20 protein-coding genes are annotated in these 22,566 nt (G+C 45.6%); 12 read left to right on the plus strand and 8 right to left on the minus strand.

The features are described from left to right. Positions 1-282: 282 nt before the first annotated feature. On the minus strand, positions 283-1,353 hold the full coding sequence (locus tag L1N85_RS15730; RefSeq protein ID WP_235240033.1) for an HD-GYP domain-containing protein: 1,071 nt from the start codon (positions 1,351-1,353) through the stop codon (positions 283-285). A 42-nt stretch (positions 1,354-1,395) separates the two neighbouring features. Then, the gene (gene gyrA, locus L1N85_RS15735) at positions 1,396-3,879 is read right to left on the minus strand and encodes a DNA gyrase subunit A (RefSeq protein ID WP_235240034.1); all 2,484 of its coding nucleotides are present in this window, start codon (positions 3,877-3,879) and stop codon (positions 1,396-1,398) included. Between the two features lie 285 nt (positions 3,880-4,164). Here gyrA and L1N85_RS15740 point away from each other — a divergent pair, with 285 nt between their 5' ends. Then, positions 4,165-4,938, plus strand: coding sequence for a YheC/YheD family protein (locus L1N85_RS15740; RefSeq protein ID WP_235240035.1), 774 nt, complete (start codon positions 4,165-4,167; stop codon positions 4,936-4,938). A 30-nt stretch (positions 4,939-4,968) separates the two neighbouring features. On the opposite strand, the gene gyrB is transcribed toward L1N85_RS15740, so the two are convergent. The 6 genes from gyrB to dnaA all read right to left on the minus strand — a co-directional run bounded on the left by gyrB (position 4,969) and on the right by dnaA (position 11,327). Further along, positions 4,969-6,879 carry a DNA topoisomerase (ATP-hydrolyzing) subunit B gene (gene gyrB, locus L1N85_RS15745; RefSeq protein WP_235240036.1) on the minus strand — a complete coding sequence of 637 codons (1,911 nt, stop codon included), beginning with the start codon at positions 6,877-6,879 and terminating at the stop codon, positions 4,969-4,971. Positions 6,880-6,925: 46 nt separating this feature from the next. Next, a complete protein-coding gene (gene remB, locus L1N85_RS15750; protein ID WP_012772007.1) occupies positions 6,926-7,177 on the minus strand; it encodes an extracellular matrix regulator RemB in 252 nt (83 codons plus the stop codon). Between the two features lie 29 nt (positions 7,178-7,206). Then, positions 7,207-8,316 carry a DNA replication/repair protein RecF gene (gene recF / locus L1N85_RS15755; RefSeq protein ID WP_328285225.1) on the minus strand — a complete coding sequence of 370 codons (1,110 nt, stop codon included), beginning with the start codon at positions 8,314-8,316 and terminating at the stop codon, positions 7,207-7,209. A 27-nt stretch (positions 8,317-8,343) separates the two neighbouring features. Further along, the gene (gene yaaA, locus L1N85_RS15760) at positions 8,344-8,559 is read right to left on the minus strand and encodes a S4 domain-containing protein YaaA (RefSeq protein ID WP_235240037.1); all 216 of its coding nucleotides are present in this window, start codon (positions 8,557-8,559) and stop codon (positions 8,344-8,346) included. A 41-nt stretch (positions 8,560-8,600) separates the two neighbouring features. Continuing rightward, positions 8,601-9,743, minus strand: a complete 1,143-nt coding sequence (gene dnaN / locus L1N85_RS15765; RefSeq protein WP_235240038.1) for a DNA polymerase III subunit beta — start codon at positions 9,741-9,743, stop codon at positions 8,601-8,603. A gap of 231 nt (positions 9,744-9,974) precedes the next feature. Next, positions 9,975-11,327 (minus strand): chromosomal replication initiator protein DnaA, encoded by a 1,353-nt coding sequence (gene dnaA / locus L1N85_RS15770; protein ID WP_235240039.1) that lies wholly within the window; start codon positions 11,325-11,327, stop codon positions 9,975-9,977. 547 nt (positions 11,328-11,874) lie between these two features. Between dnaA and rpmH the strand changes: the two genes are divergently transcribed. The 11 genes from rpmH to L1N85_RS15825 all read left to right on the plus strand — a co-directional run bounded on the left by rpmH (position 11,875) and on the right by L1N85_RS15825 (position 22,565). Beyond that, entirely contained in the window at positions 11,875-12,009 is a 135-nt protein-coding gene (gene rpmH / locus L1N85_RS15775; protein ID WP_084134421.1) for a 50S ribosomal protein L34, read from the plus strand. Positions 12,010-12,172: 163 nt separating this feature from the next. Further along, the gene (rnpA, locus tag L1N85_RS15780; protein ID WP_235240040.1) at positions 12,173-12,544 is read left to right on the plus strand and encodes a ribonuclease P protein component; all 372 of its coding nucleotides are present in this window, start codon (positions 12,173-12,175) and stop codon (positions 12,542-12,544) included. A 174-nt stretch (positions 12,545-12,718) separates the two neighbouring features. After that, entirely contained in the window at positions 12,719-13,498 is a 780-nt protein-coding gene (locus tag L1N85_RS15785; RefSeq protein ID WP_235240041.1) for a YidC/Oxa1 family membrane protein insertase, read from the plus strand. Then, entirely contained in the window at positions 13,495-14,118 is a 624-nt protein-coding gene (gene jag / locus L1N85_RS15790) for an RNA-binding cell elongation regulator Jag/EloR (RefSeq protein WP_235240042.1), read from the plus strand. The genes L1N85_RS15785 and jag overlap by 4 nt, the downstream gene beginning before the upstream one ends. 97 nt (positions 14,119-14,215) lie before the next feature. Next, complete coding sequence (gene mnmE / locus L1N85_RS15795) at positions 14,216-15,595, plus strand: tRNA uridine-5-carboxymethylaminomethyl(34) synthesis GTPase MnmE (RefSeq protein WP_235240043.1); 1,380 nt, start codon at positions 14,216-14,218, stop codon at positions 15,593-15,595. Positions 15,596-15,617: 22 nt separating this feature from the next. Then, positions 15,618-17,507 carry a tRNA uridine-5-carboxymethylaminomethyl(34) synthesis enzyme MnmG gene (gene mnmG, locus L1N85_RS15800; RefSeq protein ID WP_235240044.1) on the plus strand — a complete coding sequence of 630 codons (1,890 nt, stop codon included), beginning with the start codon at positions 15,618-15,620 and terminating at the stop codon, positions 17,505-17,507. Between the two features lies 1 nt (position 17,508). After that, complete coding sequence (rsmG, locus tag L1N85_RS15805; protein WP_235240045.1) at positions 17,509-18,231, plus strand: 16S rRNA (guanine(527)-N(7))-methyltransferase RsmG; 723 nt, start codon at positions 17,509-17,511, stop codon at positions 18,229-18,231. A gap of 379 nt (positions 18,232-18,610) precedes the next feature. Beyond that, positions 18,611-19,429 carry a nucleoid occlusion protein gene (noc, locus tag L1N85_RS15810; RefSeq protein WP_235240046.1) on the plus strand — a complete coding sequence of 273 codons (819 nt, stop codon included), beginning with the start codon at positions 18,611-18,613 and terminating at the stop codon, positions 19,427-19,429. A gap of 245 nt (positions 19,430-19,674) precedes the next feature. Next, positions 19,675-20,448, plus strand: a complete 774-nt coding sequence (locus tag L1N85_RS15815; protein ID WP_235240047.1) for a ParA family protein — start codon at positions 19,675-19,677, stop codon at positions 20,446-20,448. Next, entirely contained in the window at positions 20,429-21,280 is an 852-nt protein-coding gene (locus L1N85_RS15820; RefSeq protein ID WP_235240048.1) for a ParB/RepB/Spo0J family partition protein, read from the plus strand. The genes L1N85_RS15815 and L1N85_RS15820 overlap by 20 nt, the downstream gene beginning before the upstream one ends. A gap of 112 nt (positions 21,281-21,392) precedes the next feature. After that, positions 21,393-22,565, plus strand: a complete 1,173-nt coding sequence (locus L1N85_RS15825) for an aminotransferase class V-fold PLP-dependent enzyme (protein ID WP_235240049.1) — start codon at positions 21,393-21,395, stop codon at positions 22,563-22,565. Position 22,566: the final 1 nt, after the last annotated feature.

The following is a 22,566-nucleotide window of genomic DNA, read 5'->3' on the forward strand; positions in this document are numbered from 1 at the left end:
GACTTGCTCATTACTTTTTTATCGCTTTTCTCACAATCCGTTAGGATTGCAAGGGCAGTTTCACTCGTTGTTCAGTTTTCAAAGAGCAATCTTTTCATTCGTGTAGCCGTATGTTTCAGCGGCGACTTAGATAATATATCACATTAGCCCATACGATTGCAAGTACTTTTTTTAATTCACACGTCATCCTATCAAATTAACAAGAAAACAGCGAGCACCCATACTATGCAGGAGCTGGCTTAGCCTCGATACAACGTATATTGGACCCGCTGATTGATTCGATTATCTCAATACTTCTTTTATATGAAGATGTCTTTCTATAGACAGGTTAATAATCGTTCCATTAATGGTTACCCATGGTCTGGTTAGGTGAGTGCGGTCCGTAAAAACGATTTCTCCGATACGCTCATCGCTCAGCTTAACTACGGTTCCATTATGGAACTGGGTTGCTTTCTCTACGAACGTACGAACGTAAGCAGGATCCAGCTTGCCGAAAGCATCGCTTTGAATTTGCTCCAAGACCAAATATGGAGAAACGGCTTTGCGATAGGCTTTGTTCAAGGTCATGGCATGAAAGATATCTGCTATCGCCACAATTTTAGCATAAGGATGTATTTTGGTTGAGTCGATGCCAAGGGGATATCCTGTACCATCTACCTTCTCGTGATGCTGCAGCGCGGCTAACTTGACCCCTTCATTCAGTGCGGGTACATTTTTAAGCAATTGATATCCAAGGACAGTATGCTTCTTCATTTCTTCCTTCTCATCTGGCGATAATGCGTTAGGTTTCGACAAAATCGCTTTGTCGATACGTACGTTTCCTATATCGTGCAAAAGGCCGGCGAATGCGATTTGCATCCAATCCTTTTGCGGGAATCCGGTCCACTGCGCAATTTGATAGGAAGTTAGTGCCGACGCGATACTATTATGAAGCAGATAGTCCTTCTCCATAAATTGCCGGGGCATAAAGGTCAACAAGTTATAGGTTTTTATATTCTCGAGCGTATTCTCGAGCTGCTTCCGAATATCCATAATTGGTAAGCTTGAGCCCGCAACGAAGGAGTTAAATACGTTGCGCAATACTTGAACCATTTTGTCATACTCTTCATGAAGCGAAGTGGTAACGAACGATACGTTCGTTACCTGCACGGCATCTTCATTTGTATTTTCGCGCGCTTTATTGGATGTGCCGCCTTCTATATCAACGCTCGCGACTAGGAATGCTTGCAATATTTCTATTTCTTTGGGGGTAATGACCTTCCCCTTTTGAAGTAGTATACTTCCCAGTGGAGTGAGGACATCTTCACTGATTTTGTCGCCTGGATTTAGTTGTGATAACGTTACCGCTGCCACGTGTGTCCTCTCCCCCTGTACCCGAAATATGACTTGCGAGCGTTATTCTAATGGCGTTTCACCGCTATCTTGCTCATCTATCTCATCCAATGCCTCATTATCTTCGCTGCGTGCTACACGAGTAACCGTTGCTACTGTATCGTCATCACGCGTATTGATAAGCCTTACACCTTGCGTATTGCGGCCCATGGTTGAAATGCCTTCCATGCTTGTGCGGATCATCGTACCGGAAGCGGTCATAATCATAAGATCCTCATCATTCTCCACGACCTTAAGCGATACGATCGGACCATTCTTTTCCGTAACGTTTAGCGTCTTAATTCCTTTGCCGCCACGGTTTTGAATACGGTAATCCGCTACTGGTGTGCGCTTTCCGTAACCCCTCGACGTAACGATTAGAATATCTTTGTCCGGGACAATAACATCCATATCGATAACCGAATCATCATCGTCCAGCTGGATACCCTTAACGCCCGTCGCCGAACGCCCCATCGAACGGACATCCTGCTCAGAATAACGAATCGACATGCCTTGCGCGGTTCCCATTATAATTTCTTGGTTGCCGTCCGTTAGCTTCACGCCGATTAAATCATCGTCCTCGCGCAGCGAGATTGCGATCAATCCGACTTTACGGATGTTGACGTAGTCATCAAGCGGCGTCTTCTTCACAACCCCTTGTCTCGTTGCAAAGAACAGGTAATGCTCCGAGTCGAACTCTTGCACCGGTATAACGGCATTGATCGTCTCGCCTTGTTCAATTTGAATGAGATTAATGATCGGTGTTCCGCGAGCTGTACGGCTCAAATCCGGAATCTCATAAGCTTTGAGTTTATATACCTTTCCTTTGTTCGTAAAGAACAAGAGAAAGTGATGAGTGTTGGAAACAAAGAGATGCTCGACAAAATCATCATCCTTGGTTCCCATTCCCACTACGCCCTTGCCGCCGCGTTTCTGGCTGCGGTAAGTCGTAACCGGAAGACGCTTAATGTAGCCGGAATGGGTAATGGAGATAATGACATCCTCGCGAGGAATCAGATCCTCGTCTAAAATTTCTTCATCGCTGGCCATAAGCTCCGTACGGCGCTCATCGCCGAAACGCTCCTTCACCTCTGCAAGCTCCGTGCTGATGATATCGAGCACAAGCTGCTCATCGGCTAGAATCGCTTTATATTCCGCAATTTTACGCATAAGCTCTTCGTATTCTGCTTCGATTTTGTCTCTTTCCAGACCGGTCAGACGCTGCAAACGCATATCCAAAATCGCCTGTGCCTGTTCATGAGTTAACGAGAACCTGTTAATCAATCCTTCACGGGCCTGATCGGCTGTTTGGGAGCCGCGAATTAATGCGATAACCTCGTCCAGATGATCGAGTGCGATTCGCAAGCCTTCCAAAATGTGCGCACGCGCTTCGGCCTTCTTAAGGTCGAACTCGGTCCGACGGCGAATAACCTCGATTTGGTGCTGCAAGTAATGGTAAAGCATATCGCGTATATTCAGCGTCTTGGGCTCACCATTCACAAGCGCAAGCATATTGATACCAAAATTAGATTGCAACTGCGTATGCTTATATAAATTGTTCAGAATGACGCCCGGATTGACATCGCGGCGAAGCTCTATAACTACACGCATACCGTTACGGTCCGACTCATCACGCAAATCGGTAATGCCTTCAATTTTCTTCTCGCGAACAAGCTCGGCTATTTTCTCAACCAGACGAGCTTTAATGACCTGGTAAGGAAGCTCATGCACGATAATGCGCGCTTTGCCTCCGTTCTCCTCAATGGTTGCACGCGCACGCATCGTTACCGATCCGCGGCCTGTCAAATAGGCTTGACGAATGCCTTGGCGCCCCATAACGAAAGCAGCTGTCGGGAAATCCGGTCCTTTAATATAATCCATTAACTCCAGTGGCGTGATATCTGGATTGTTTATTAATGCTTGGACGCCATCAATAACTTCGTTCAAATTATGCGGCGGAATATTTGTAGCCATACCGACGGCGATTCCTGTCACGCCGTTTACGAGCAGATTCGGATAACGTGCCGGCAATACAACCGGCTCCGATTCCTCTCCGTCATAGTTCGGAGCGAAATCAATCGTTTCCTTGTTGATGTCCCGAAGCAGCTCCATCGCAATTTTCGAAAGACGAGCTTCCGTATAACGCATAGCAGCTGCAAAGTCGCCATCAATCGAACCGAAGTTTCCATGTCCATCAACGAGCATATAACGCATGGAGAAATCTTGCGCCATCCGAACCATCGATTCATACACAGCCGAATCGCCGTGCGGATGGTACTTACCGATTACTTCCCCTACGATTCTCGCCGATTTCTTGTGAGGCTTGTCCGGCGACATGCCAAGCTCTGACATCGCATATAAAATTCGACGATGTACCGGCTTAAGTCCGTCCCTAACATCGGGAAGAGCACGGCTTACTATGATACTCATTGCGTAATCCATAAAGGAATCCCGCATTTCTGTACCGATATCCCGATCCTTTATTGATATACGTTGTTCTTCCGCCATGATTTACCTCCTTGACGCCATCTATCGCTGCTCTTTAATCAACATAACCTTATATTACTTTCTCAAAAAGCGGGCATATAAACCTGCTTTGCCCAAGCTTTTGGAATTCCTTCGAAATTGTTGCAAAACGTGATGAAAAATAGGTGAATCGCCGCTTTCCACATGCGAAATACTTCCATAAAATAAACAGACCCAACTTCCATTATATCACTCAATCCAAAGTCTGTCTCCTGATCATTTGGAACCCTACCTAAACGAAAACGGTCTACGAGAGGAGAAACTACGTTGCGTATTCAACGCGTCAAGAGTAAATGGGCAAAGACAAATATTATGCTTAAATCAGATTATTTACGCCAGTATATGCCCTCTACCAAGCTGTTTAGCCGCAGCAACGTACAATCTATGCTTGAAGAATACGGAATGGTCTACGTCAAACCGATAAACGGAACCTTCGGTAATGGCGTTATTCGCGTGGAAAGAACAACTGTCCCTTCTCTCGGCTATCGTTACCAGCTAGATACGGCGATTCGTTTCTACCCAACCTTCGAACAGCTTTATCAAAACCTTGTAAAGCAAAAGAAAAACCGAAAGTATATTGTGCAAAAAGGAATTCATTTGCTTCACCACCAGAAGCGGCGCTTCGATATTCGCGTAATGGTTCAAAAGAATCTTAGCAATGAATGGGAGGCTACCGGCATTATCGGACGCTTGGCACATCCGGCCAAAATCGTAACCAACTACCACAGCGGCGGAACTCCAATGGCGCTCGAGCGTCTTATGACCGATCATGCAACAACCTCCGAGCTGGCCTCCTTCAAAAATAGACTAAGAAAGCTTAGCATCACGATCGCGAACAATCTGCAGTCCGCCTATCCGAACATAAAGGAAATTGGCGTGGATATTGCCATTGATACGAAACTTCATCCTTGGATTCTTGAAGTCAATACATTTCCTGATCCCTTCATCTTCCGAAAGCTGCCGGACCAGAGCGTCTTTCACAAAATATATCGCTATGCGGTTGGATATGGCAGGTTTAAAAAAAGAAGCAGTCGTCCATAGCGGGCGGCTGCTTCTTCTCTAAACTGTCTTCTAGAAATCCAGATTCGTCACATATCGTGCATACTTCTGAATAAACTCACGGCGCGGCTCTACGTTATCGCCCATGAGCGTATCAAATACGACATCGGCTTCAATCGCATCTTCTATCGTAACTTGCAGCATCGTACGGCTTTCCGGATCCATCGTCGTCTCCCAAAGTTGGGTAGCATTCATCTCGCCCAGTCCTTTATAGCGCTGAACGTTAACCTTTACGCCTTCGCCAAACTCAGCGATAATCTGATCGCGTTCCTTCTCGGTTTGTGCGTAGCGAATCACCTTGTTACGCTCGACTTTGAAGAGCGGCGGCTGTGCGATATAAATGTAGCCCGCATCGATGATTTGGCGCATATACCTGTAGAAGAATGTCAACATCAGCGTACGAATATGAGCTCCGTCGACGTCGGCATCTGTCATGATAATGATTTTATGGTAACGAGCTTTGGCTAGATCAAAATCATCACTTATACCGGTGCCAAGCGCCGTAATGATCGCCCGGATTTCCGCATTGCCCAAAATGCGATCCAAACGAGCCTTCTCTACGTTCAATATTTTACCGCGAAGCGGCAAAATAGCTTGGAAATGCCGGTCACGCCCTTGCTTCGCGGATCCTCCCGCAGAGTCTCCCTCTACGATGTATAATTCACTGATCGAAGCATCCTTAGACGAACAATCCGCCAGCTTACCTGGCAGCGATCCAACCTCAAGCGCGCTCTTACGACGAGTCAGCTCGCGTGCTTTACGCGCTGCTTCACGAGCGCGTGCCGCTTGAAGACCCTTCTCGACAATTTTTCGCGAAACCGACGGATTCTCCTCCAAAAACTCCTGCAATTTTTCGGCGAAGAAGGATTCGACTATGCCTCGCACCTCGCTGTTGCCAAGCTTCGTCTTCGTCTGCCCTTCGAATTGCGGCTCTGGAATCTTGACGGAAATAATCGCAGTCAAACCTTCGCGCACATCATCACCGGAGAAGTTCGAATCATTATCCTTGATCAAATTCGTCTTCCGCGCATAATCGTTAATGATTCGGGTCAGAGCGCTCTTAAAGCCAGATTCATGCGTACCGCCCTCATGCGTATTGATATTGTTTGCGAATGAGTAAATGTTCTCGCTATAGCTGTCATTGTATTGCAGAGCTACTTCTACGTGGATATGATCCTTAGCGCCCTCTACATAGATCGGCGCCTCATGAAGCGCTTCGCGATTACGGTTCAAATAGAGAACGAATTCATTAATACCGCCCTCGTATTTGAACGAATTGGAGACGCCGGTCCGCTCGTCGGAAAGGACAATCTCGATTCCTTTATTCAAAAACGCCAGCTCGCGGATCCGCGACTGCAGCGTGTCGTAATCATAAACGGTCGTTTCCGTAAATATTTCCGGATCCGGAGTAAACGTGACCTGTGTACCCGTATCCTCTGTATCTCCGATGATTTTGATATCGTATTGCGGAGCGCCCTTGCGATATTCCTGCTGGAAAATATGACCCTCGCGTTTTACTTGAACAATAACGAGCTCGGACAGGGCGTTTACGACGGATACGCCTACGCCGTGCAGGCCTCCGGATACCTTATAGCCCTCGCCGCCGAACTTACCTCCCGCATGCAATACAGTCATAACGACTTCTAGCGTGGATTTTTTCAGCTTCGCATTCTCGCCTACCGGAATACCGCGTCCGTTATCGATAACGGTAACGCTGTTATTCTCATGGACGATAATTTCGATTTTCGTACAATAACCGGCCAAAGCCTCATCAATACTGTTATCGACTACCTCCCATACGAGATGGTGAAGACCTTTGCCACTAGTGGAGCCAATATACATCCCCGGACGTTTGCGAACCGCCTCTAACCCTTCCAGGACCTGTATCTGACTCTCGTCATACGTATGCTGCTCCAATGACATGCAAGCTCACTGCTCCTCTCAACTGCTCTTCCTGATCGCCTTCACTCTACCCGTTCGCCGCAAAATGATGGGCTCGTTTCTTCAAAGTAGAGGACGAAATAGGCGAATAATATATTTTCTGCTTCGTCACTACGATCGATTTCGGCTCTTCCTCGCCTATCGTTTCGACGTCCTTACGCTTACGTGCTCCTGCAACGAATTGCTTGGATAGTTTAGAGGATTGCTCGATCGAAATATCAAAAATGGCCACAAGCTCCGCAGCCCGAATAATTTTCTCGCCGCCTAAATGAATATACATATCCTCCGCTCACCTCTCCAATTCGCACTCTAACGCGTCACTCGGCCGTCTTGCACATAATAGATACCGGCATCCTGAAGCTTGCTCACATTCACGCTTTCAAGGCCGGTTGTTGTTATGAAAGTTTGTACTTTGCTTTGAAACGTCTCGATAAGCTGCGTCTGACGATTCTGATCGAGTTCCGACAACACGTCATCAAGCAACAAAAGCGGATATTCTCCGATTTCTTCGTTAATGAGCTCTATTTCCGCTAATTTTAAAGATAGGGCCGTCGTTCGCTGCTGCCCCTGTGATCCGAATATTTGCGCCTCCTTGCCGTTTATAAAAAACGCCAGATCGTCGCGATGCGGACCCACGAGCGTGACGCCTCTGCGAATCTCCTGATCTTTCACCTGTGTTAACTTTATCATAAATTGATCAAATAAAACAGATTCATCTTGAAGAGCGTCCGCATCATACGAAGGACGGTACTCAATTGTGAGCGTCTCTGACCCGTTCGTAATACCCGAATGGATTTGTTCCGCATACGATTGTAATTTATGTATAAAGTGTTTCCTTTTTTTCATGATTTTAACACCGTGCTCCGCCAACTGCATATTCCACACCTCGAGCATTGTCAAATTCGCGCCGCTTGAGTAGGATGCCTTCAAAAAATTGTTGCGCTGCTGAAGAACTTTGCCGTATTGCTGGAGCGTATGCAAATAGCCGGGCTGCACCTGTCCGATTTCCATATCAAGAAACCGTCTTCGCACACCCGGCGTTCCTTTTACAATTTCGAGATCCTCCGGCGCAAACATAACGACATTGACGGAGCCGATGAAATCGCTCAGCTTACGCTGCTCGAGTCCGTTAATTTTCGCTTTCTTGCCTTGCGCGGAAAACAATAAATCAAGCTTGATCGAGCCATACCGCTTATCGACCCCGCCAGAAATGCGAGCGGAATCGCTTTGCCAGCCTATGAGCTCCTTATCCTTCGACGTTCGATGCGATTTCGACAGCGCAAGCACAAATATCGCTTCAAGCAAGTTTGTTTTCCCCTGGGCATTTGGTCCGAGAAAAACGTTAACCTTATTAGACGTATGCAGATCCAGCTCGATGTAATTACGATAATTTTGCAGCTGTATGTTCGTTAAAAACACGTTTTGACCTCCCGGTCCGTTTGGGCGTTACGCTCTGCCAACTGTAAATACGCCGCAGCCCTCAACCTCAACTTTATCGCCGCCATACAGCTTTCTTCCACGGCGGTTATCCGTTTCCCCATTAATCAGAACTTTGTTTTCTTGCAGAAAAAACTTGGCATGGCCGCCTGTGGAAATACAATCCGACAGCTTTAGAAACTGTCCTAACGTTATATATTCGGTTTGAATGGCGATTTCTCTCATTGGAGCGATTCATTCCCTTCTTATGGTGGAATTTCGACCGACTAGCCAGTCGTACGGTAAGGCAAGATCACGTACATGCTGTATGCATGATCTACCGGTCGGATGATAATTGGGCTCATGGCGCCGGTGAAGCCGATAAAGAGCTGCTCGCTATCGATAACCTTGAGCACGTCGAGCATATATTTTGAGTTAAAAGCAATGCGCAGCGGTTCGCCGTTAAATTCCTTCGCTTCAAGCTGCTCCGTTACACGGCCAAGCTCGGTGGAGCTGGATGATATCTCAATCGAACCATCCTCTAGCGTCATAAGACGAACGATATTCGTTTTTTCCTCGCGCGACATCAAATAAGCACGGTCGATCGCGTCCATTACATTTTTTGTATCAAGAACAAGTTCTGTTTTGAACGTTTGCGGAATAATTTTAGAAGTATCAGGATAAGTTCCGTCCAGAATGCGTGTGTAGAACAAAACATTGCCAAGCTTAAATAGAACCTGATTGTCTGCTACTACGATATCGATAAGCGCGTTTTGCTCCGGCACCAGCTTTGACAGCTCTATAAGCGTCTTCGCAGAAATAACGACATTACTGAATTTGAAATCAGCTTCGATGTCGACTTGAGCGGTTCGGCTTGCCAGTCGATGGCGGTCAGTTGCAACGAACTTCAGCTCGCCTTCAAGTAAATGCCACAAAACACCGGTCAAAATTGGCGTTTGTTCGCTAACTGATGCGGCTAGCACAGTTTGACGAATCATCGCTTTCAATAAATCGCCAGGTACTTGCAGCAGCTCATTTTGTTCTATAGAAGGGAGAACCGGGAATTCCTCCGGATCAAGTCCGACCATTTGAATTTCAGTTGAGCCGGAGCGAATGATCGTTTGGTAAGTGCTGCTTACTTCAATTGTGATTTGATCGGATGGCAGCTTTTTCACGATTTCGACAAAAAATTTGGCTGGCAATACGACGCTTCCGGGCTTATCCACATGTGCATAAACGAATTGATCCTTTTCCACAGGGATAAAGCTTTGAATAGAGATATCGGTATCGCTCGCGGTCAGCGTAACGCCTAAATGAGTGACTTCGATTTTGATTCCGCCGAGTATCGGGATGGCTGGACGTGAGGATACGGCCTTCGCTACTTGTTGGATTGCATCATTTAGTTCATTTTTTGAGATCGATAATTTCATGGTTTCACTCCTAGCGTTCATATAGGTTTATCCAAGTATGGATAACGCGCGAATGTCGGTTGCTGTCAGGAAAAGGCGAATGCCGTTTTCCCCTTGTTTAGATGATGTTTTTTTAAAGATTTTTAGTAGTCGTAGTAGTAGGGGGCCTGAATATGTGGATAACCCCGTGGAATACCGATAAAGCAAGCCTATCCACATGTGCATAGCGTGTGCATAGGCTTGCTTGGTTGTTCACATATGATTTTTGATCTTTTCGGACAGGTTTTGAACAATTTTGTACAAGTCTTGATCAATCTTAAGCTGCTGCGTAATTTTCTCATGGGCATGGATGACTGTCGTATGATCGCGGCCTCCGAACGCCTCGCCGATTTTCGGTAAAGAGAAGTCGGTCAGCTCCCGGGATAAGTACATGGCAATTTGACGCGGATAAGCGACAGCCTTCGTACGTTTACGCGCTTTAAACTCCTCAAGCCGGAGACCGTAAAACTCGCCGACCTTCATCTGAATATCCTGGATGGTTATCATCCTTGGCCTGCTCGAAGGAATAATATCCTTAAGCGCTTCTGCCGCCAGGTGCGACGTAATATCGGCGTTTATCAAGGAGGAATAGGCGACGACCCGAATAAGGGCGCCCTCCAATTCACGAATATTCGTATCGATTTGGCTTGCAATATAGATCATCGCTTCATTCGGAATATCCAGATTTTCGGCCCTGGCCTTCTTGCGCAAAATTGCAATCCGGGTCTCTAGATCCGGTGGCTGTATATCGGTAATAAGTCCCCACTCAAAGCGGGACCGCAGCCGCTCTTCCAGTGTCGGAATTTCCTTTGGAGGCCGGTCACTCGAAATGACAATTTGCTTTCGTTCCTCGTGGAGAGCGTTGAAGGTGTGGAAAAATTCCTCCTGCGTCTGTTCTTTTCCCGCCAAAAATTGAATATCGTCAATAAGCAGAACGTCGATATTGCGGTATTTGGTCCGGAAGCTCTCGCCTCGATTGTCGCGGATTGCATTAATAAATTCGTTCGTAAATTTCTCCGATGAAATATAGAGAACCCTCGTATTCGGGTTATGATCCATGATGTAATGGCCGATCGCATGCATTAAGTGGGTTTTTCCAAGCCCTACGCCGCCATACAAAAACAATGGATTATAAGCTTTGGCCGGCGCTTCCGCAACGGCTAATGAGGCCGCATGCGCGAAGCGGTTATTTGCCCCAATGACGAATGTATCAAACGTATACTTCGGGTTAAGCATATGGGTATGCGTTTCTTCGTTCACGGCAGGCGAGTGTACCACCTTCGGCGGGAACAGCATAGCCGGCTCGGTGCTTCTAAGTTCTTCTATAGAGAAGCGAACGTCGACCTGTCTGCCCAAAAACTCATACAGAGTCGTTCTGATCAGCTTCGTATAGCGGCCTTCCAGCCATTCGGCCGCAAATGTTGTCGGCGCGGTTACTTCAAGCACGGATTCATCGACAAAAGAAGCTTTCGTTGCTTTGAACCAGGTGTCAAAGCTCGGTTTGCTTAGTTTAGTCTGGATGATCGACAATACTTGCTGCCATAAATCATAGGTATGGCTGTCCACAGACTGTCACTCCTTATCCAAATCGCCGCCAAGGGCGCAGTTACGTAGAAAAATGTCGAAAACAAGGGTATTATAACGAAAGCATCCACATTATGAAGAGAAATAAGCGAATGAGTTATAAATAGGGGAAGAGTTTGTTCACAATTTTATCCACAGGCTGTTGATAAGATTGAGGCGATATTGCTGTAATCCACAATGAAAACATAATTATCATAGCAAAAGATGCCTTATATTTCAACGGATTCGCATATTTTATCCACATACTCAACTGCTTGTGCATAAAAGTTATCTACACCACTACATATTGTTTATATCTTGTTAAGATTTCGACAAAGTTCGTTTTCCGCATCTGTGGATTATTCACATGTTATTAGTTTTTGATTATCGAAGCCGTTTCATGCGTTTATCCACAGACGTTACATCAAAATACATTGCAGGGAGGTGCTGCTGCGTGGGGAGTCATTGACTTTTGGCGGCTGACGTGGTTTAATAAAAAAAGCGTTTTTTAACAGGATAGAGCTACACGCTATATAGGAGGTGCAGAACGATGAGACCTACATTTAAACCGAATGTAAGCAAACGCGCGAAAGTGCATGGATTCCGTAAACGGATGAGCACAAAGAATGGACGTAAAGTTTTGGCAGCGCGTCGTCAAAGAGGAAGAAAAGTACTGAGCGCATAAGCAGAAGACCACGTCCGGTGGTCTTTTTTTTTTAGAAATATAAGAATGTATAAGTTTTACCCTTATACTTAGCTTATATTTCACCGCGAAACGAGCTTTTACCGCCTAAGGGTGGAGTCAGCCGTTTACGCTAGCATGAATAAGAGAACGGTGGCTGGCAGTCGTGCATAGAAAATTGCGTCTTCGCAACCGGGAAGACTTTAGCCGGATATATAGAGGCGGCAAATCATTTGCTAACGGGCAATTTGTCGTCTATTGGTCGAAGCAGCACTCGGCGGATCCTTTCCGCGTAGGGGTGTCCGCCAGCAAAAAGATAGGCAATGCGGTTGTACGCAATCGAATGCGCCGAATGATCAAGGAAATCGTTCGACAGCATGCAAACCGGATCGTTCCGAAGACCGACTTCATTCTAATCGTAAGAAAGCCAGCGACGCTGATGAAGATGAAGGAGATGGAGAAGAGCGTTCTTCATGTGCTGAAGAAGGCCGGTTTGCTGAAGAATGCGGGTCCTACCAAGGTTAAGCAGGCAGATTGACGCTATACTGCAGGCTTGATTTTGCATGCCCGGAAAACTCATCTCTTATACGCTGAAGAAAGCGGATGCATGGACAGGCTCCATGTTTCTTTGTCCCATAAAATATGGTATAGTCTAGATTGAAAATATAAGCGAGTGAACGCTTGATGTAATGGCTCTCAGAGAGGAGTTTTAATGTTGTTTCGGAACACGAAGAAAAAATGGATTTTAGTGGCTGGTTTAGTACTGTTGATGGGTTTGCTCGCGGGCTGTGGCGCCCCTACGGACCATACAACGGAAACCGCGGATTTGCTTGAGGGTAACTTTTGGGAAAAGAACGTCGTCTATTATTTCGCAATTACGCTCGATACGTTTGCCAGCTGGTTTGGTGAATCGTACGGACTTGCTATATTGCTTCTGACGATTATCGTAAGAACATTGATTTTACCTTTAACACTAAAGCAATACCGCAGTTCGAAAGCTATGCAAGCCTTACAGCCGGAAATGGCTGAGATCAAGAAGAAGCACAAGGATAACCCGCAGAAGCAGCAAGAGGAAACGATGAAGCTGTTCCAGAAACATCAGGTGAATCCGATGGCGGGCTGCTTGCCTTTAATTGTTCAAATGCCGATATTTATCGCATTGTACAATGCCATTTACATGAATCCGGATATTCGTGAGCATACGTTTCTGTGGCTCCAGCTTGGCGAGAAGGACCCGTATTATATTCTTCCAATCCTTGCTGCGGCAACGACTTATATTCAATCGAAGATGATGCAGAAGCAGCAAACGCAAATGATGCCTGGCATGGGTATGATGCTGGCGATCTTCCCGGTGCTTATCTTCGTCATGGCGATTTCATTCCCAGCGGCGCTTCCGCTTTATTGGGTATACAGCAACATTTACACCATCGTTCAAAACTACTTCCTGTACGTTCGTTCCTCTGACAAAGTCAAGGAGGTTGCTGTGAAATGAAGAAAATCGTTGCATCGGGCAAGACGATAGACGATGCTGTACGTAATGGATTAACACAATTGCAAGTGACTGAAGACCGCGTTAAAAAAATTGTGCTTGAGCAGCCCACTAAAGGTTTTCTGGGATTGTTCGGCGCAAAGGAAGCGAAAGTTGAGCTTGAGCTAATACCCGATCCTGTGCTGGAAGCGGAGCAATTTCTCCGTGAGGTGGCTAGTACTATGGGGCTGCAAGTGAACATCGATCGAAAGCACACGAGGGAAGGGACTTTTCTGGCCGTATCGGGCAGCGGAGACCTGGGTATGCTGATTGGACGTCGCGGACAAACGTTGGATGCACTACAGTACTTAGTAAATATTGTGGCTAACCGTTACTCAAACAGTCATTTGCGGATCGTGCTTGATGCAGAGGATTTTCGTGAGCGCCGCCGCAAGACGTTAGAGGATTTATCTGAACGTTTGGCAGGGCGCGTCATTAGGACCAGGAAAGAGGTTATTCTGGAGCCGATGTCGCCGCATGAGCGCAAAGTGATTCATTCGCAATTGCAAAACCACCCTAAGGTGAAAACATTCAGTAAGGGCGATGAGCCGAATAGGCGAGTCGTCATTGCGCTGAGGCAATAGAAGACGCGGTAGAAATTTATAGGATACTATATGCTATACGCAGCAATGGCTCTTAATGGTCATTGCTGTTTTTCCATTTGAGAGGTGCTGACAGCTAATGGTATACGATACGATTGCGGCCATTTCGACAGCAGTCGGAGAAGGCGGCATTGCCATAATACGAGTAAGCGGACCGGATGCAATAGAGGGGATTGCTCGTATTTTTCGTTCGAAAATAAGTCTAAAGGATGCGGAAACGCATACGGTTCATTACGGTCATATTGTTGATTCCACGTCTGGTGAGCCGGTTGAAGAGGTGCTCGTAACATTAATGCGCGGGCCTCGCTCCTTCACCGCTGAAGATGTTGTTGAAATAAATGCGCATGGAGGCGTCATCGCCGTTAAGAAAGTGCTGGATTTGGTTTTGCAACTGGAAGGCTTTCGCACGGCAGAGCCTGGAGAGTTTACGAAACGGGCATTCCTGAACGGCCGTATCGACCTGATGCAGGCCGAAGCGGTTATTGATTTGATTCGATCCAAATCGGACCGGGCTTTCTCAGTTGCGCGCAAGCAGGCGGAGGGAGTATTGTCCAAGCGGATCAAGGCGCTCCGCCAAACGGTTATTGAGCTGCTTGCGCATATTGAAGTGAACATTGATTATCCGGAGCATGACGTGGAGGAAATGACGAGTGCATTCATTCGTGACCAATGCGGCTTAGCTATTCATGAGATAGAGCGTTTATTAAAAACGGCGAATGAAGGCAAAATATTACGTGAAGGCATTGTGACAGCGATCGTGGGACGTCCGAATGTGGGCAAATCCTCGCTGATGAATGTGCTTACGCAGGAGAACAAAGCGATCGTTACAGATATTCCGGGGACGACCCGTGACGTGATCGAACAGTTTGTTTCGCTTAACGGGATTCCGCTTCGATTGCTTGATACCGCAGGTATTCGCGATACGGATGATGTCGTAGAGCGAATCGGTGTAGAACGATCCCGAAGTGCGCTTGAAGAAGCGGACCTCATTTTATTCGTTCTTAATTATAATGAGAAGCTGCAGGCGGAAGACCGCGAGCTCCTTGAGCAATTAAAGGACCGGCCGGTAATAATTGTTATAAATAAGACGGACTTGCCGCATCAATTAGAAATTGAGGTGGTGGAGGAAGCGCTTTTGGCAGCTCCTGTCGTGAAGATGTCGGTTGTTAAGGAAAAGGGACTAGACCGTTTGGAGCATGAGATCAGCGAAATGTTTTTTGAAGGACAGCTGGAAGCGAATGATTTGACCTATGTCAGCAATGTTCGACATATTTCTTTGTTGAAGCGGGCGAGGCAATCGTTGGTCGATGCAATAGAAGCATCTGATATGGGAATCCCTATCGATGTTATTCAAATTGATGCGAGGTCCGCATGGGAATCGCTTGGTGAGATTCTTGGCGATGAGGCCGGAGATTCATTGATCGATCAGATTTTCTCGCAGTTTTGTTTAGGGAAATAGATGGAAGTGAAGGTGAAGAACAATGGGATATATAGCTGGTGATTATGACGTAATTGTCATTGGAGCAGGACATGCAGGTTGCGAGGCGGCGCTTGCGGCTGCGCGTATGGGATGTGAAACGCTGCTGCTCACGATAAACCTCGATATGGTTGCCTTTATGCCATGTAATCCATCGATTGGCGGTCCGGCCAAAGGTCATGTCGTACGTGAGATTGATGCGCTTGGCGGGGAAATGGGACGGAATATTGATAAGACTTTTATTCAGATGAGAATGCTGAATACGGGGAAAGGTCCTGCTGTTCATGCGCTTCGCGCGCAGGCGGACAAATTCGATTATCAGCATTTGATGAAGAAGACGATTGAGGAAACTCCTCATTTAACGCTTCGCCAGGGCATGGCCGAGGAACTAATTGTAGAGGACGGAAAATGCTTAGGAATTGTGACAAAGACCGGTGCCGAATATCGCGCGCGCACAACGGTTGTCACCACAGGTACGTATTTACGAGGTAAAATCATAATGGGCGAGCTCATGTATGAGAGCGGTCCGAACAATCAGCAGCCGTCCGTGAGGCTGTCGGCAAGTTTAAAGGAGCACGGACTCGAGCTCGTACGTTTTAAGACGGGTACGCCCCCGCGCGTGCATAAGGATACGATTGATTTCTCGAAAACCGAGATTCAACCAGGGGATGAAAAACCTAAGTTTTTCTCGCATGAAACGGAGTCCTCCAATAACGAGCAGCTTCCATGTTGGTTAACCTATACGTCGGAAGCGACTCATAAAATTATTAACGATAATTTACATCGCGCTCCGATGTTTTCAGGCGCCATTGAAGGAACGGGTCCGCGGTATTGCCCTTCGATCGAGGATAAGATCGTCCGGTTCGCAGATAAACCGAAGCATCAAATTTTCTTGGAGCCTGAGGGCAAAAACACTTCCGAATATTATGTGCAAGGGCTGTCAACCAGCATGCCTGAGGATGTTCAATTAGGTATTTTGCGATCTATCCCAGGTTTGGAAAAAGTTGAAATGATGCGTAACGGTTACGCTATTGAGTATGACGCAGTAGTGCCTACGCAGCTGTGGCCGTCCTTGGAAACAAAGGTGATTGACAGTTTATTCACCGCCGGACAAATCAACGGAACCTCCGGTTACGAAGAAGCAGCAGGTCAAGGTGTTATGGCCGGCATTAATGCGGCTCGCAAGGTGCAGGGCAAAGAGCCGATCGTTATTGGACGTTCTGAAGGATATATCGGTGTCATGATCGATGATTTGGTGACGAAAGGAACGAATGACCCCTATCGTTTGCTCACTTCCCGTGCTGAGTATCGTCTGCTGCTTCGTCATGATAATGCAGACCTGCGGTTAACGCCAACTGGCTATGAGATCGGATTGATCCCGGAAGAGAGATACAATAAATTTTTACGTAAAAAAGAGCTCGTTGAGCTCGATATCGAACGGTTGCGCAGCGTCAAAGTAAAACCTGATCAAGTCAATGCTATTTTAGAGGCTGCCGGTACGGCTCCGATGGTGAATGGTACGGATGCGTTGTCGCTGCTGCGCCGACCTGAAGTGACCTATGCCATGCTTGAAATGGTTGTTCCTTCCACTCCGGAAATGACGGAAGAAATGAAGGAGCAAGTTGAGATTCAAATTAAATATGCAGGCTATATTGAAAAACAGCTGGTACAGGTTGAGCGATTGAACAAAATGGAGAAAAAGCGTATTCCGGATGACATTGATTATAGCGATGTTCACAGCTTAGCATCGGAAGCGAAGCAAAAGTTGACCTTAATCAGACCCCTATCGATAGGGCAGGCATCGCGTATTGCTGGTGTTACGCCAGCGGATATCTCCATATTGCTTGTATACTTGGAGCATTACAACCGAGTAACGGCTGCGAGAGGTTCATAAAATGGATACTACTTTGCTTTGGTTCACGAAAAGGATGGAGGAGAGTGGTCTTTCACTCTCTCCCGTTCAACTCGATCAATTTGAGTTATATTATCAATTGCTTGTCGAGTGGAATGAGAAAATGAATCTGACTGGAATTACGGAAAGAGATGCCGTTTACGAAAAGCATTTTTTCGATTCCGTGTCACTTTCATTTTTCACGAATATGAATGCGGTACATAAGCTGGCCGACATCGGTTCAGGAGCGGGTTTTCCCAGTATCCCTCTGAAAATTTGCTTCCCGCATTTGCAGGTTATGATAGCAGATTCCTTGAATAAGAGAATTCAATTTCTTGCCCATTTAACGGCAAAACTCGGATTGAATGATGTTGTATGCCTTCATGGCCGAGCAGAAGATATCGCTCAATTACCCGCCCATCGAGATTGTTATGATCTAGTGACGGCACGCGCAGTTGCACGCCTTAATGTATTGAATGAGTTCTGTTTGCCCTTTGTCAAAAAAGGTGGATTATTCGCGGCTATGAAAGGCTCTCAATCAGATGAAGAGGTGCGTGAGGCTGCATTCAGTCTCCGGGAGTTGAAGGGGAGATTTAAGTCGCAGCATCAGCTAACGCTTCCAAATGAACAATCAGAGCGGCATATTGTTTTCATTGAGAAGACAGAGGTTACACCTCGAAAATATCCAAGAAAAGCGGGCATTCCTCTCAAACAACCACTTATCTAATGACTATGAATTGTTTCACGTGAAACAAAAATAGGTGTCAAGCAGGAGATCGTTTTGTAATAGTCGAATGATTGTAGGTAGATGAATAGACTTACGATATAATAAATCGAATAGGATAGTTAAACGTGTTAGCGGTATGTTTGAATACCGCTAAATAACGGTTTAGCCATATTTAAATGAATACAGTAACGCTTGAGATAATAATGATGTAGAATTCATTGACCGGGTGTGAAATTAAGCCTTATTCTGAAGCATGTTTATCGCAAAAAACCTTGCAGCTGCTACTAACTGTATGAAATATAACCTGTGAAAATAGGAACGATTTCAGCGCAGATGCTATTCTCAAGGTTTATCTCATGATCGGGTGGTAATTATCGATATGAAAGAACAATTTTCTCGTTTATTCGGATTGTCCGATCAGCGCATTCCTCAAGATGAGGTTAGACAAATACCGATACATGAAATCGATGCTAGTCCGTTTCAACCGCGCACTATTTTTGATGACGAACGGATAGATGAGCTATGCCAAACGATTAAAACGCATGGCGTCATTCAACCGATCGTTGTTCGTATGCGCAACGGGAGATATGAAATTATTGCTGGTGAACGTCGTTGGCGTGCCGTTACAAAGCTTGGCTATGATACTATTCCGGGTATTATTCGTGAATTCAATGATTCACAAACCGCTTCCATTGCTTTAATTGAAAACCTTCAGAGAGAAAACTTGTCTGCGATTGAAGAAGCGATTGCTTATCAGAAACTCATTGAGCTGCATCAATTAACGCAAGAAAGTCTAGCTCAGCGCTTAGGCAAAAGCCAATCTACTATTGCGAACAAATTGCGATTGTTATTGTTAAGTGATACTATTAAAATGGCGTTAATGGAACGGAAGATTACGGAACGTCATGCGCGTGCTTTATTGTCATTAGATAATGAAGAGCTTCAACTGAAAGTATTAGATGAAATTATTACTAAGGATTTAAACGTTAAGCAAACAGAAACTAGAATATCCTTTTTGAAAGAATCGACGAAAATTAAAAAGGCGAAACGGGTGTCTTTTACAAAGGATGTGCGTTTGGCTCTTAATACGATTCGGCAATCGATCGAGATGGTTTCAGGATCTGGACTGCAGATAAAAACAAATGAGAAGGATCATGAAGACCATTATGAAATCGTCATTCAGATTCCTAAACGATAAAAATTTAGTTACCAATGCTATTATTAATAGAAATTAAGTGCCGTCCTCATTGAGGGCGGCGATGCCATTTGTAGATAAGTTAATAGGTTAAACGAATTGGCTTCACACTTAAAACTCGGCTTAAATTTAACAGTGCAATAAGCTTTTTGCCCTCTAACGAATGCAAGAGCCGTTTGTGTTTGCCGTTGTCCATTCAACATGTAAAACTAGCATATTAAAGTTGCACACATAGAGGTGAGCCGGTTTTGTCGAAAATTATTGCAATTGCAAATCAGAAGGGCGGTGTCGGAAAAACGACAACGTCTGTCAATTTAGCTGCTTGTTTAGCATCATTAGGTAAGAAGGTTCTGCTCGTTGATATTGATCCACAAGGGAATACAACGAGTGGACTTGGGATTAACAAAGGCGATGTAACGAACTGCATTTATGATGTGCTTATTAATGATGTGCATCCGAGGGATGCAATGTTCGAGACTTCTGTCCCTGGTTTGAAGATTATTCCCGCGACCATTCAATTAGCAGGTGCAGAGATAGAACTCGTACCTACAATTTCCCGTGAGCTGCGCTTGAAGAAGTCGTTGCATATGGTAAAGGATGATTTTGACTATATTTTGATTGATTGCCCGCCATCGCTTGGTATTTTGACAATCAACTCTTTAACAGCGGCAGATTCCGTACTAATACCTATTCAATGCGAATATTATGCGCTTGAAGGATTGAGTCAATTGTTAAATACGGTTCGACTCGTTCAAAAGCATTTGAATACATCGCTTCAAATCGAAGGTGTTCTTTTAACTATGCTGGATGCCCGAACGAATCTTGGTATTCAAGTTATTGAAGAAGTTAAAAAGTATTTTCAGCAGAAAGTATATCATACCATTATACCGCGTAACGTTCGTCTGAGCGAAGCGCCATCACATGGACAAGCTATTATCACATACGATCCACGATCTAAAGGTGCAGAAGTTTATACTGAACTTGCGAAGGAAGTGATCATGTATGAGCAAGCGGCTAGGTAGAGGGCTGGATGCGCTTATTCCATCGCTTTCTGTTAACGATGATGATAAGGTTATTGAAATTTCATTATCACAGCTTAGACCCAATCCATATCAGCCTCGTAAAACGTTCGACGAAGATTCCATCAAAGAGCTGGCGGAATCGATTAAACAGCATGGCATCATTCAACCGATAATTGTTCGTACCGTTCTAAAGGGCTATGAAATTATTGCTGGGGAAAGACGTTTCCGTGCCTCGCAATTTTGCGGGAACCCAACGATTCCTGCTGTAGTAAGATCATTCACGGATCAACAAGTGATGGAGATTGCTTTAATTGAAAATCTCCAGCGTGAGGATCTGAATGCGATTGAGGTTGCGATTGCGTATCAAGCGTTAATTGACAAATTTAAACTTACGCAAGAAGAACTTTCGATGAAGGTAGGAAAATCAAGATCACACATCGCTAACTTCGTAAGGCTGCTAACTTTGCCAACTGAAATAAAAGATAATGTTTCACGTGGAACAATTTCAATGGGGCATGCCCGAGCTTTAGTAGGCATTAAAGATGTAAAGACGCAGAAGGAACTGGCAGAGCTTACCGTTTCATTGGAATGGAGCGTTCGCGAGCTCGAAGAGGCTATTCAAAAACTTGATTCTAAACAGCCGGAAGATAAAGCAAAGGCAAAACTGAAAAAACGCGACCCGTATATCGATCACCTGGAGGAATCATTGCGTGAGCGCTTTAAAACAACGGTGAAGATTAAACAGCAAAAGGATAAAGGAAAAATCGAACTGCAATATTATAGCAAACAGGATCTGGAGAGACTGCTGGAGCTGCTTCAATACATGGCTTAATAACATATGTAATGCTCATACAATGGCATACCTAAGTTGTAATCTTGCTTTTGAAAGATTAAACTAAGGTATGCCATTGTTGTGGAATAACAGAAGTGGAGTGTGAGGTAAATTGGTTACTAATGAACAATCGGTTATTTACTTAGATCATGCAGCAACTTCATGGCCAAAGCCGCCAACGGTTACCGATGCGGTCGTACAGGCGATGCTTCATGATGCGGCAAATCCAGGCCGAGGCAGTCACGCGATGGCCGTACGAGCAAGTCGTATATTATTTGATACTAGGAAACAATTAAGCAAGCTGTTTAATATAAAGAACCCAAATGATATTGCATTTGCCTCTAATACGACGATGGCATTGAATATGGCAATCAAAGGCTGGCTTAAGCCAGGTGATCATGTCATTGCGACCTCAGTGGAGCATAATTCGGTAAGGCGTCCGTTGTATTATTTGGAGCAAAAGATTGGAATTGAAGTGACCTATATAGAAGCGGATGAGAGAGGGAATATTAAGCTGGATGAAGTGGCGAATGCCGTAAAGACGAATACTACTCTTGCCGTCGTTAATCATAGCTCGAACTTATTAGGCACCATTATGCCGATTGCTGAAATAGCTGAAATCACAAGGAAACATGGGATTAAGCTGCTTGTTGATGCGGCGCAAAGCGCAGGCATAATACCAGTAGACGTACGCGCGATGGGGATTCATATGCTGGCCTTTCCAGGTCATAAAGGATTACTTGGCCCGCAGGGCACAGGAGGGCTTTACATCGATCCTGAGCTTGAATTGGAACCTTTACTGCATGGCGGGACCGGAAGTCAATCAGAGGCACGTGAGCAGCCGCAGGTAAGGCCTGATCGATATGAGGCGGGTACGCAAAATACGCCGGGTATTGCGGGCTTAAAAATGGGTGTCATGCATGTTTTGAATGAGACCGTGCAGAACATCCATACTAAAGAATGGACATTGGCGCAAAGATTAATACAAGGACTTCAGCAGATAAAGGCGGTCAGACTTTTAGGTCCAAAACTCGGGGAGCAGCGCACTGGTATAGTCGCTTTTAATGTGGAGGGTATCGATCCTTCGGAGTTATCGTTTATTTTGGATCAACATTATCAGATAGCTGTGCGAGCAGGCTTTCATTGTACGCCATTAGCGCATGCATGTGCGGGCACTTCTGCGACAGGCGCTATCCGTGCAAGCGTAGGTATCTATTCAACGGAAGCAGAGGTAGATGCCTTAGCAGAAGCGATCACAGAAATAACGAAGCAATATGGGGTTTAGT

Source organism: Paenibacillus alkaliterrae, assembly GCF_021532375.1.
Taxonomy (GTDB): domain Bacteria; phylum Bacillota; class Bacilli; order Paenibacillales; family Paenibacillaceae; genus Pristimantibacillus; species Pristimantibacillus alkaliterrae.